This is a genomic window from Sphingomonas koreensis, assembly GCF_002797435.1.
In the GTDB taxonomy this organism is placed as follows: Bacteria; Pseudomonadota; Alphaproteobacteria; order Sphingomonadales; family Sphingomonadaceae; genus Sphingomonas; species Sphingomonas koreensis.
Map to the genome: position 1 here is coordinate 450,576 of NZ_PGEN01000001.1, position 12,080 is coordinate 462,655.

The 12,080-nt window shown below is 64.7% G+C and carries 12 protein-coding genes; 9 read left to right on the forward strand and 3 right to left on the reverse strand.

From position 1 onward, the window contains the following. Positions 1-74: 74 nt before the first annotated feature. The 9 genes from BDW16_RS02315 (at position 75) to BDW16_RS02355 (ending at position 10,523) form a co-directional block, all read left to right on the forward strand. Complete coding sequence (locus BDW16_RS02315) at positions 75-1,304, forward strand: TolC family protein (RefSeq protein ID WP_066577196.1); 1,230 nt, start codon at positions 75-77, stop codon at positions 1,302-1,304. Beyond that, positions 1,301-2,764: an efflux RND transporter periplasmic adaptor subunit gene (locus BDW16_RS02320; RefSeq protein ID WP_066577198.1), complete on the forward strand. Its 1,464-nt coding sequence runs from the start codon at positions 1,301-1,303 to the stop codon at positions 2,762-2,764. Before BDW16_RS02315 ends, BDW16_RS02320 begins: the two co-directional genes overlap by 4 nt. Then, positions 2,761-5,907: an efflux RND transporter permease subunit gene (locus tag BDW16_RS02325; RefSeq protein ID WP_066577202.1), complete on the forward strand. Its 3,147-nt coding sequence runs from the start codon at positions 2,761-2,763 to the stop codon at positions 5,905-5,907. Before BDW16_RS02320 ends, BDW16_RS02325 begins: the two co-directional genes overlap by 4 nt. A 38-nt stretch (positions 5,908-5,945) precedes the next feature. Further along, positions 5,946-6,266, forward strand: a complete 321-nt coding sequence (locus BDW16_RS02330) for a copper-binding protein (RefSeq protein WP_241230528.1) — start codon at positions 5,946-5,948, stop codon at positions 6,264-6,266. A gap of 354 nt (positions 6,267-6,620) precedes the next feature. Continuing rightward, a complete protein-coding gene (locus BDW16_RS21230) occupies positions 6,621-6,947 on the forward strand; it encodes a hypothetical protein (protein WP_157081396.1) in 327 nt (108 codons plus the stop codon). A 28-nt stretch (positions 6,948-6,975) separates the two neighbouring features. Next, entirely contained in the window at positions 6,976-7,212 is a 237-nt protein-coding gene (locus tag BDW16_RS02340; RefSeq protein WP_066577210.1) for a hypothetical protein, read from the forward strand. Between the two features lie 113 nt (positions 7,213-7,325). Continuing rightward, positions 7,326-9,074 (forward strand): copper resistance system multicopper oxidase, encoded by a 1,749-nt coding sequence (locus tag BDW16_RS02345; protein WP_066577215.1) that lies wholly within the window; start codon positions 7,326-7,328, stop codon positions 9,072-9,074. Further along, a complete protein-coding gene (locus BDW16_RS02350; RefSeq protein ID WP_066577218.1) occupies positions 9,071-10,051 on the forward strand; it encodes a copper resistance protein B in 981 nt (326 codons plus the stop codon). Before BDW16_RS02345 ends, BDW16_RS02350 begins: the two co-directional genes overlap by 4 nt. Positions 10,052-10,070: 19 nt before the next feature. Then, entirely contained in the window at positions 10,071-10,523 is a 453-nt protein-coding gene (locus BDW16_RS02355) for a DUF411 domain-containing protein (RefSeq protein ID WP_066577224.1), read from the forward strand. Between the two features lie 203 nt (positions 10,524-10,726). Here the strand turns inward: BDW16_RS02355 and BDW16_RS21900 are convergent, their stop codons facing one another. The 3 genes from BDW16_RS21900 to BDW16_RS02370 are packed head-to-tail and all read right to left on the reverse strand — an operon-like array spanning position 10,727 to position 12,076. Further along, positions 10,727-10,852: a DUF1289 domain-containing protein gene (locus tag BDW16_RS21900; protein WP_241230527.1), complete on the reverse strand. Its 126-nt coding sequence runs from the start codon at positions 10,850-10,852 to the stop codon at positions 10,727-10,729. Then, the gene (gene dmeF / locus BDW16_RS02365) at positions 10,849-11,793 is read right to left on the reverse strand and encodes a CDF family Co(II)/Ni(II) efflux transporter DmeF (protein WP_066577227.1); all 945 of its coding nucleotides are present in this window, start codon (positions 11,791-11,793) and stop codon (positions 10,849-10,851) included. The genes BDW16_RS21900 and dmeF overlap by 4 nt, the downstream gene beginning before the upstream one ends. Positions 11,794-11,800: 7 nt before the next feature. After that, positions 11,801-12,076, reverse strand: coding sequence for a metal/formaldehyde-sensitive transcriptional repressor (locus BDW16_RS02370; RefSeq protein WP_066577230.1), 276 nt, complete (start codon positions 12,074-12,076; stop codon positions 11,801-11,803). Positions 12,077-12,080: the final 4 nt, after the last annotated feature.

Below are 12,080 nucleotides of genomic sequence, written 5' to 3' on the forward strand. Positions count from 1 at the left end.
GCGCCCTGCGCCGCCGATACCAATGCGCCCACTGCTTGCCGAACCGCCCTGCCCCCTTCGACCAGGAGGATTGCATGCGTTTGCTGTTCCTTGCACCGCTTTTGACGGGGCTTCCTACGCCCGCGCTCGGCGGGCCGTTGACCTACGATCAGGCGCTGGCCCAAGCGGTCGCGCAAGCACCGTCGCTTCGCGCTCGCGCGCTCGAGGTCGAGAGCCGCCAGTCGGCGGTCGGACCCGCGGGCCAACTGCCCGATCCCAAACTCGGAATCGGTCTCGACAACTATCCTGTCTCCGGGCCCCCTGCATTTAGCTATGCGGGCGACAGCATGACGATGGCGCGCCTCGGCATTAGTCAGGACGTCCCCAATCTCGGCAAAAGGCGCGCCCGCACGGGCCGCGCCCTGGCGGATGTATCCGCCGCCGAAGCAGATCGGGCAGCCGAGCAACGCCGGGTCAGGGTTGCGACCGGCCGGGCGTGGATCGATCTTGCTTTTGCGGAGCGCAGACTTGCTGCGGTCGATAGCGCGGTTGCGAGACTCGGCCGATTGACGCCGGCGGCCGTATCGGGCGTGACCTCCGGATCGGCACGGCCGGCGCAGTCGCTCGACATTCGACAGGCCATCATCGCCCTTGAGGACCGTCGCACCGAAGTGGCGGCGGAAGTCGCCCGTGGCAGGGCCGCGCTCGCTCGCTGGACCGGGGACCCCGATCCGCACATCGTCGCGCCCCTGCCCGACTTCACCGTCAATCCGGCGGGATTGCGGGCGGCGCTCGACCGCCATCCCGGCCTGGGTGCTGCGCGGGCCCGCTCCCAGCTCGCCGAGGCAGGTGTCGGAATCGCCCGCGCCGAGAAACGACCCGACTGGGGATTTGACGTCGCCTTCCAGCGTCGCGCGCCCGCCTACGGCAACATGATCTCGATAGGCGCCACCGTCAGCTTGCCGCTATTCGCACAGAAGCGCCAGGATCCGATGATCGCCTCAAGCACCGCGGCCGCCGGCGCGGCATTCGCGGAGCAGGAAGACGTCCGCCGAGCGCTCGCCGCCGATCTTGAGGTCGGACTCGCCGATCACCTCATGCATCACGAGCAATGGCTGCGCTCCCGCGATACGCTGGTTCCGCTGGCGCGGCGGCGGCTCGATCTCGAGATTGCGAGCTACTCCGCGAGACGCGCAGGCCTGCTCGAAGTGATCCAGGCGCATACGATGTTGATCGATGCCGAGCTCCAGATGCTCGACCGCGAAGCGACCGTCGCCCGCGACGCGACCCGGCTCATGCTTTCCTATCAAGGCGATGCCCAATGACCATCGAACTCTCGCAGCGCGCCCGGCTGGCAATCGCCGCCGCCGCCATTGCGCTTATCGCGGGCGGTGTCGGCTATGGCCTCGCCCAGCTCGGGGCACCGTGGCCGAAGACGGCTGCCGAAGACGGCCGCAAGGTTCTCTACTGGTACGATCCGATGGTCCCCAGCCAACAGTTCGACAAGCCCGGCAAGTCCCCGTTCATGGATATGCCGCTCGTCCCGAAATATGCCGACGAGGCTGGCGCGGCCCCCGGGATCAGGATCGACCCGGCGCGAACCCAGAATCTCGGCCTGCGCGCCGTCATGGTCGAGCGCGGATCGCTTGCAAACAGCCTTACCGCGACGGGCGTGATCGACTTCAACCAGCGCGATGTCACGATCGTGCAGGCGCGCGCGCCGGGGTTCGTGCAGCGGGTCTACGATCGTGCGCCCGGCGATCGGGTTGCCGCGGGTGCTCCGCTTGCCGACCTTCTCATTCCCGAATGGGCGGGCGCGCAGACCGAATATCTCGCGGTCAGGCGGACCGGCGACCCCGCGCTCACCCGAGCCGCGCGCCAACGGCTGGCGCTGCTGGGCATGCCGCCGGGCACGATCGCCGCGGTCGAGCGCCGCGGACAGGCCCACGCCGTCGTGACCGTCTCGACACCGAGCGCCGGTGTCGTCCGCGCGCTGAACGTGCGTTCCGGCATGACCCTCGCCATGGGGCAAACGCTCGCAGAGGTGAACGGCCTCGCCACGGTGTGGCTCAACGCAGCCATACCCGAAGCCATGGCGACGCAACTGATGCCGGGGCAGCAGGTCAGCGCGACGCTGGCCGCCTTTCCAACCGAGCGCTTCTCCGGGCGGGTCGCGGCGATCCTACCCGACCTGCAAGCCGATAGCCGCACCCTGACCGCACGGATCGAGCTGCCCAATCGCGATGGGCGCCTGCGCCCGGGGATGTTCGCTACGGTCTCGTTCGGAGGACGCGACCGTCCCGCGCTGCTGGTGCCATCCGAAGCGGTGATCCGCACGGGCAAACGCACGCTGGTCATGCTCGTGCTGCCCGGCGGGCGTTATCAGCCCGCCGAGATCCAGGCCGGCATCGAGTCGGGTGGCCGAACCGAGATCCTCGCCGGATTGGCGGAAGGCGAGAAAGTCGCGGCTTCGGGCCAGTTCCTGCTCGACTCCGAAGCGAGCCTGTCGGCCATCAAGGCGCGACCCATGACCGCCCCTGCGGCAATGGCGCCGCAAAGCAGTTACGAAGCGGTCGGGAGGATCGAGAAAATCGATGGCACCGGCGTCACGCTCAGTCACGGCCCCGTTCCCGCGCTTCGCTGGCCGGCCATGACGATGCGCTTCAGGCTCGGCGCCCCCGCGCTTGCCCAGGGCTACAAGGTCGGCGACCGGGTCCACTTCGCCTTCGACCAGCAGCGGGAAGGTCCGACGCTGCGGCGGATTGCACGCGAGACCGGCCGGTGATCGCGCGCATTATCCGCTGGTCCGTCGCCAACCGTTTCTTCGTCGTGCTTGGCGCGCTCGCACTTGTCGCCGCGGGACTGGTTGCGATGCGCGCGACGCCGATCGACGCCTTGCCGGACCTTTCCGACACGCAGGTTATCATCCGCACCAGCTATCCTGGCCAAGCTCCGCAGATCGTCGAGAACCAGATCACCTATCCGCTCGCGACAACGATGCTGTCGGTCCCGGGAGCGAAGACGGTCCGGGGCTACTCCTTCTTCGGCGACAGCTTCGTCTATGTGATCTTCGAGGACGGCACCGACCTCTATTGGGCACGCAGCCGCGTGCTCGAATATCTCAATCAGGTTCAGGGACGGCTGCCCGAGAGCGCCCGCAGCGCAATCGGCCCCGATGCGACCGGGGTGGGCTGGGTCTATGAATATGCGCTGGTCGACCGGACCGGCAGACATGACCTCTCGCAGCTTCGCAGCTTGCAGGACTGGTTTCTGCGCTACGAGCTCAAGAGCCTGCCCGGCGTGGCCGAGGTGGCGAGTATCGGCGGCATGGTGAAGCAATATCAGGTCGTGCTCGATCCAGCCAAGCTTGCCGGTTTTGGCATCACCCACGCCCAGGTGATCGAAGCGATCCAGCGGGGTAACCAGGAAAGCGGGGGATCGGTGCTCGAAATGGGCGAGGCCGAATATATGGTTCGCGCCTCGGGCTACCTGAAGACACTCGACGATTTCCGGACGATCCCGATCAGAACCGCGCCGGGCGGGGTGCCGGTGACGTTGGACAATGTCGCGACGATCCAGATCGGCCCCGAGATGCGGCGCGGCATTGCCGAGCTCGATGGCGATGGGGAGGTGGCTGGCGGCGTTGTGATCCTGCGCTCGGGCGGCGACGCGCGGACGACGATCACCGCGGTCCAGGCAAAGCTGGCCGAACTTCGCAATAGCCTGCCCAAAGGTGTCGTGGTCGTCCCGACCTATGACCGCTCGCAGCTGATCGACGCAGCGATCGACAATCTATCACGCAAGCTCCTCGAGGAGTTCCTGGTCGTCGCCATCGTGTGCGCGCTGTTCCTCTGGCACATACGATCGGCGCTGGTCGCGATCGTCACCCTGCCCCTGGGGGTGCTTGCCGCATTCATCGTGATGCGGTTCCAGGGGGTCAACGCCAATATTATGTCGCTGGGGGGCATCGCGATCGCCATCGGGGCTATGGTCGATGCAGCGGTTGTGATGGTCGAGAATGCGCACAAGCGGATCGAACACTGGGAGCATGACCATCCGAACGAACGGCTCGAGGGCACGGCCCGCTGGACCGTCATCACCCAAGCCGCGATCGAGGTTGGACCGGCCCTCTTCTTCAGCCTGCTGATCATCACCTTGTCGTTCGTGCCGGTGTTCACGCTCCAGGCGCAGGAAGGCCGGCTGTTCGCGCCGCTCGCCTTCACCAAGACCTACACCATGGCCGCCGCCGCGATCCTGTCGATAACCTTGGTGCCCATACTGATGGGATGGCTGATCCGGGGGCGGATCCGGTCGGAACAGGCCAATCCGATCAACCGCGTGCTCACGGCCGCCTATCGTCCCGTCATCGACTGGGTGCTCAAATGGCCGAAAACGACACTGCTGCTCGCGGCGCTTGTCTTTGCGACCACAGCCTGGCCGGCGTCCAGGCTGGGTGGCGAGTTTCTGCCAGCCATGAACGAAGGCGACCTGCTCTACATGCCCTCGGCGTTGCCCGGGGTGTCAGCTGCCAAGTCTGCCGAATTGCTCCAGCAAACCGACCGCATGATCAAGACGGTGCCCGAGGTTCAAAGCGTGTTCGGCAAGACAGGCCGCGCCGAGAGCGCGACAGACCCGGCTCCGCTCGAGATGTTCGAAACAACCATCCGGTTCAAGCCGCGCGATCAATGGCGACCGGGCATGACGCCGGAGAAGTTGATCGAGGAACTCGACCGTACGGTGAAGGTGCCGGGACTCGCCAATATCTGGGTGCCGCCGATCCGCAATCGTATCGACATGCTCGCAACCGGGATCAAGAGTCCGATCGGCATCAAGGTCTCGGGCGCTGATCTGGGCGCTCTGGACCAGGTCGCGCGCAATATCGAAGGCGTAGCGAAGTCCGTTCCCGGCGTGAGCTCGGCGCTTGCCGAGCGGCTGAGCGGCGGGCGTTATGTCGATATCGACATCGACCGTGCGGCCGCCGGACGCTACGGACTCAACATCGCCGATGTGCAAAGCATCATCTCGGGCGCGATCGGCGGCGAAAATATCGGACAGACCGTCGAGGGCCGGGCGCGCTATCCGATCAATGTCCGCTATCCCCGCGAACTGCGTGACAGCATCGGCGGTCTACAGAGACTTCCGGTGCTGACGCCCTCGGGCCAGCAGATCACACTCGGCGGCCTTGCGCGCATCGAGGTCGCCGACGGCCCGCCGATGCTCAAGAGCGAGAATGGCCGCCCCTCGACCTGGGTCTATGTCGATGTCCGCGGGCGCGACCTCGCTTCGGTTGTCTCCGACTTGCGGGCTGCGATCGGTCGGCAGGTCAAACTGTCACCTGGGGTCAGCATCGCCTATTCGGGTCAGTTCGAGTATCTCCAGCGCGCGGTCGATCGCCTCGAACTGGTCGTTCCCGCCACCCTCGCGATCATCTTCTTGCTGCTGTACCTGATTTTCCGGCGCCTCGGCGAGGCGGCATTGATCATGGGAACGTTGCCGTTCGCGCTGACCGGCGGCTTCTGGATCCTCTATATGCTCGGCTATCATCATTCAGTCGCGACCGGGGTCGGGTTCATCGCACTCGCCGGGGTCGCTGCCGAATTCGGCGTGGTGATGTTGATCTACCTTCGTCACGCGCTCGACGAGCAGGGACCCGAAGCATCGAGTGGCGATATCGCGGCCGCAATCCGCAGCGGCGCCTTGCTCCGCGTCCGTCCCAAGGCGATGACCGTCGCGGTGATCGTTGCCGGCCTGTTGCCGATCCTGATCGGTGCGGGCGCCGGCTCCGAAGTCATGAGCCGGATTGCTGCACCGATGATCGGCGGCATGGTGACCGCGCCGTTGCTCTCGATGTTGGTCATTCCCGCCGCTTATCTGCTGATGCAGGACAGAACCGCAAAACAAGTTCGACCCGAAGGAGAGTTGGCATGAAAATGACACCGTCTATCGCTGCGTGCCTTGCACTCGCGGTGACCCTCGCCGCCTGCGGCAAGCAGGAGCAAAAGACCGTTCCCGCAGACAAGGCGGCGTCCGCGCCGACCCCCGGGGCCGCGGCCGCCGCGATCATGCTTGGCAAGGGCGTCGGCACGGTCACAGCTCTCAATGCACAGACAGGCAAAATCACGCTCGATCATGGCGAAATCCCCGAACTGCAATGGCCACCGATGGAGATGGAATTTGCCGCCGACCCCAAGCTGCTCGCCGGTTTCAAGGCCGACGACAAGGTGGAGTTCGAGATGAGCTGGGACGGCCGAAGCGGAACGATCACGAAGGTCGCCAAGGTGCCTTGAGACGTCGCCATGCTCAGGATTGGAATTGCGGAAGCTCGCACGCCGGCAGGCGTGGGAGGTGCGTGCCGCATGAAAGCCGCCGCCGCAAATCCTGCGTGCCGGCCGCACAGCAACGCGCGCCGTTCGCCTACGGAACACGGGGCCCGGAATGATCCGCACCGGAAAAATCGAGGACGCAACGGGCCGGTCATGAGGGGTGCCGTCGGCGCCCGCGTATAGCATGAGAGGAAGGGCCGACCGCATGCTGCCGTCGATGCCCAGACGACAGGCGATGAACAAGGTCGAACAGTTTCTTCCAACTCCTGCCGCAGAGCAGCACCCTGGCCCCGCCTTCCCTGTTACGGGTATGCGGGCATGACGCGGCTGATCGCATCGCTGTTTGTCGCGCTCGCGCTGCTGGTTTCGCCGCTGGCGATGCCGAACGCCGCGGCCATGGCGCAGATGGCAACCTGTTCCTCAACGGGAGGTGAGAGCAGCTGCCCGGACATGGATGACAGGGAAACACCCTGCACGTCGGCCGCCTGCGTCAGCGTCTGTGTGCCTTTCTGCTTCTTGCCGGTCGCAAACGGCCGGCAGCTTCACCTGGCTGCCGCGAAAGTCACCAGCGGGTCGCCTGCCAGGCTGACCGGCATCACACCCGACGCCGAGGTCCGACCTCCACGCAATATCTCCGAGATGTGAACCATCACCATTTTTTCGGAGTATTATCATGAATATCTATTGGATCGCGGCCGCTTTGACGGTTGCAACACCCGCTGCTGCGCAAGTCGCTGACACCACCCATGCAGGGCACAACATGCCTGCGCCGGCCGACAAGGCGATGCCCGCGCATGCCGCAATGATGGCCAACGGCAAGATGAAGCCCGACGCCGACATGATGGAGCGTTGCAAGAAGATGCACGCCGCCATGCCCGCGAAGCCCGGCGCCACCCCCGACAAGAAGTAACAAGAGCCCCCGGGGCGGCGCATCCATCGCCCCGGGGGACTTTTTCCAAAAAAGATACGGCGCGGCCCGCCCCTTGGCGGCGCCCTTGCGACGCCGTGCAAAAGGACATCGACATGACACAATTGCTGGAACGGCGGATGCTGCTCCGCGCCGGTGCGCTCGGCGCAGCCGGAGTCTCGCTCTCGAGCCTCTTCCCGGCCTGGGCGCAAAGCGGCAGCCCCGGCATCCTTTCGACCCTCCCGACGCTGACTGGCGAAGATATTCATCTGAAGATCGCGCGCAGCCGCTACCTGGTCGGCGGTCGCGCGGGCCGTGCGATCACTCTCAACGGCGTGCTCCCCGCCCCGCTCGTCCGGCTTCGCGAGGGACAGAATGTCCGTCTGCATGTCGAAAACACCCTCGACGAGGAGACCTCGATCCACTGGCATGGGCTGATCCTGCCCTTCCAGATGGATGGGGTGCCGGGAGTCAGCTTCCCCGGGATCAAGGCCCGCTCGCTGTTCACCTATGAATTCCCGGTCAAGCAGAGCGGCACCTATTGGTATCACAGCCATTCGGGATTGCAGGAACAACTCGGCCATTATGGCCCGATCGTGATCGACCCCGCAGGCGCCGATCCGATCGGTTACGACCGCGAGCATGTCATCGTGCTGTCGGACTGGACCTTTCTCGATCCGCACCAGCTGTTCAACAAGCTCAAGCAGGAAGGCGGCTATTTCAACCGCCAGAAGCAGACGCTGGCGGGCATGATCGCGGGCGGTCCCGGCGAAAGGCTTTCTCCGTCGGAGCGCGCCAAATGGGGCAAGATGCGGATGGATCCCGCCGACATCGCCGACGTGTCGGCGACGACCTATACCTATCTGATCAACGGCCATGGCCCGCAGGAGAATTGGACCGGGCTGTTCCGCCCCGGCGAACGCGTCCGGCTGCGCATCATCAACGCGTCGTCGATGTCGATCTTCAACATCCGCATCCCCGGGCTCAAGCTCACGGTGGTCGGCGCGGACGGGCAGAATGTCCGGCCAGTGGAGGTCGACGAGTTCCAGATCGGAACCGCCGAAACCTATGATGTCATCGTCCGGCCAGACGAGGACAAGGCCTATAGCGTCGTCGCCGAATCGCTCGACCGGTCGGGTATGGGCTGCGCGACCTTGGCGCCGCGCCCTGGCATGGTGGCTGCGATCCCGCCGCTACGCGAACGCCCGACGCTGACCATGAAGGACATGGGCATGGGCGGCATGGATCATGGCGCACATGGTGCGGCGGCGGGTGGCGCCGCAGGGGCGATGGACCATGGCGCGATGAGCATGCGCGACAAGTCGAAGGTCCCCGAAAGCGTGACGGTCGGTGTCGGCGTCGATGCGATCGCCTTTTCGCCCGTCGACCGCACGGGCGACCCCGGCATCGGGCTCGACAATGTGGGTCACAAGGTCCTCACCTATCGCGACCTCATCTCGCTCACTCCCAATCCCGATCCGCGCCCGCCGGCGCGAACGATCGAGATCCATCTGACGGGCAACATGGAACGTTTCATGTGGTCGTTCGACGGCAAGAAATATAGCGACGGGGTCGAGCCGATCCGCTTCGAGCGGAACGAGCGGGCGCGCATCACGCTGATCAATCACACGATGATGACGCACCCGATCCACCTTCATGGGCATTTTTTCGAAGTCGTGAATGGGCATACCGGGCGGCAACCGCTCAAGCACACGATCAACGTGTTGCCCGGGGGCAAGGCGAGTTTCGATCTGACCGCCGATGCGCCAGGCGACTGGGCCTTTCACTGCCATCTGTTGCTGCACATGCACGCGGGGATGTTCCGCGTCGTCACCGTCCGTCCGCACGCGGGAGAAGGCGCATGAAATATCTTGCCGTCCTGATGCTTGCCGCCTTGCCCGCGCCGGCTCTCTCCGCCCAGGAAGTCGACCATAGCGGGCATGCCAAACCGGTCGACAACATGTCGCCAACCACCGATCCGCATGCGGGGCATTCGACGTCCGCCGCTGACGACGGCCACGTTGGACATCCGATGCCGACCACCAACGATCCTCATGCCGGTCACGCCATGCCGGGGCAGAGGTCCGACCCACCCGTGGCCGGCCCGTCAGCGGCGGCGCGAGGCGGCCCCGCCCATGCCACCGACGCCTTCTACGGTGAGGAGGAGATGGTGCGGTCACGGCGCCTGCTGATCAAGGAGAATGGCGCGCTCAACGCGGGGCAGATTCTGATCGACCAGCTCGAAACCACCATCGGCAAGGGAACCGAAACATATAGCTGGGATGCGCAGCTCTGGTACGGTGGCGACATCAACCGCCTGTGGCTCAAGACCGAGGGCGAAGGCCGCTTCGACGGGCGCGGTCCCGACGATGTCGAAGTCCAGGCGCTCTACAGCCGCGCGCTCGATCCCTGGTTCAATCTCCAAGTCGGTGTACGGCGCGACTTTCGCGCCGGTCCCGAGCGGACCTATGCGGTGGTCGGTATCCAAGGGCTCGCCCCCTATTGGTTCGAGGTCGATGGCTCGCTCTTTCTGTCCGACAAGGGCGAGGTCAGCGCGCGCTTCGAGGCCGAATATGACCAGCGCATCACCCAAAGCTTGATCCTGCAACCGAGCGTCGAATTCGAGCTCTCGGCGCAGGACATCCCCGAACTTGGCATCGGTTCGGGGTTGAGCTCGGCCGAAGCGGGCCTGCGGCTGCGCTACCAGATCGTCCCCGAGTTCGCGCCCTATATTGGCGTCACCTATGAGCGCGCTTTCGGCAACACCGCCGATTTCACCCGCGCGGCCGGCGGAAAGGCCGGCGGTTGGAATTTCCTCGTCGGCCTGCGCAGCTGGTTCTGATCAAAGAAGGAGAGTATCGATGAAACACAAAGTCACACTCCGCATCGCGCTCGCCGGCGCTTTCCTGCTCGCCGCACCGGCCAACGCCTTCGCCGCAGGCGATCTGATCGTACACCGCGACCCCGGCTGCGGCTGCTGTGGGGTCTGGGCGAAACAAATCGCGCAGCAGCTCGGGCGCAAGGCGACGATCTCGGACAATCCGAACCGGGCTGCGCTGGTGCAGCGGCTCGGCGTTCCGCCCGCGCTCGGATCGTGCCATACCGCGATCATCGACGGTGCAGTCATCGAGGGCCACATTCCCGCCGCCGATATCAAGCGCTTCCTTGCCGCGCGTCCGAAGGGGATGAAGGGCATTGCAGTCGGCGGCATGCCGCTCGGGTCGCCGGGGATGGAGGTACCGGGCCGCCGGCCTCACCCATATTCGGTTATGGCGTTCGGTCTGGGCAAACAGGCGCTGTTTGCAAAGCACTAACAACAACGCACCGGGGCGGCATGAAAAGTCGCCCCGGCACTCATCCGAGATATGGCGGACGGGAAATAAGACGGCCCGGCTCGCATCGGGGGTATACCGTCCCCCTCGCGCGCTCCTGCGTAGAAGTCAGGGCGTTAGTAGGCGATTTCTCTAATCAATGGGGCGGGCCGCCAGTTTTGACAGCCGCCTCGGCAAATCGGCGGCTATCTTGCGTTGCTGATGGGGTCGCGCCTTTTCCAGCTTCGGCACTCTGGCTTGGTACGCCCACATGCTCGGCACCAGCCGGTCCGGCCATCGAACGAGCAGACTTCAACACAGGGCGATTTCACCGGATTTCAACCGTAAGATGGGCGAGTTCGTGCACGGGGCGCAAGCGCTGGCGGATCATCTGCTGATCGACGCCGGGTCTTCCCACGACGCTTACGATGCCAGCATGTGCCTCAGGTCCGATGCGCCAGACGTGAAGATCAGTGATGCGAGCACCGTCAGCACCATTCAGCAATTCACGAACCTCGGCCGCGACATGCTCATCGGTCGTGTCGAGGAGCACTGATGCCGTATCGCGCATGAGCAACCACGACCATCGCGCGATAACGACTGCACCGACGATACCCATGACCGGGTCGAGCCATACCCAGCCGAGATAACGACCGGCAAGAAGCGCGGCGATAGCCAGCACGGAGGTGAGCGCATCTGCGAGAACGTGGGCATAGGCGGACCGCAGATTATTATCTTGGCTCTTCACTCCCGATCCATGGACGTGATCATGATGATTGTGATGACCGTGCGAATGCCCATGCCCGTGTGAGTGGCCGCCGGACAACAGGAATGCGCTGACGATATTCACGCCCAACCCGACGATGGCGATCACCGTCGCTTCGCTGAAGGCGACGCGGATCGGTTGGTAAAGCCGCAGGATGGATTCGGTCCCGATGCCTAGCGCGACAAGCCCCAGCACCAACGCCGATGCGAACCCGGCAAGATCGCCGACCTTGCCAGTACCAAAGCTGTAACGCCGGTCGGTCGCGTGGCGCTTGGCATAGGCGTACGCTACTGCGGCCACGCCCAACGCACCTGCGTGCGTCGCCATATGGAAGCCATCGGCGAGCAGGGCCATAGAGCCGGTCAGATAACCGGCTACGATCTCTCCGACCATCATCACACTGGTGAGCGCGACAACCCACAGCGTGCGCCGCGCATTATCGTCATGCGAAGAACCCAGGAACACATGGTCGTGTGCGAGAGCATCAAATTCGAGTTGAGTTCCCACTATTATCCTACTTCACGTATCGACGGATGACCGTCATCAGTTCGTCCGCGCCCTTTGCTCGCTCAGCGTCCGACAGGCCCGCTTTGGCGACATGCTCCTGAAGATGGTCGATGACGATTTCATCGAGCAATCCGTTCACCGCTCCGCGCACGGCGGCGACGAGGTGGAGGATGTCGGCGCAATTGGCATCGCGTTCGAGCCCGCGCTCCACGGCGGAAACCTGCCCCGCAATGCGCTTTACGCGTGCAAGCAAATCGCCCTTCTGTTCGGTTAGATGTCCCATAGGA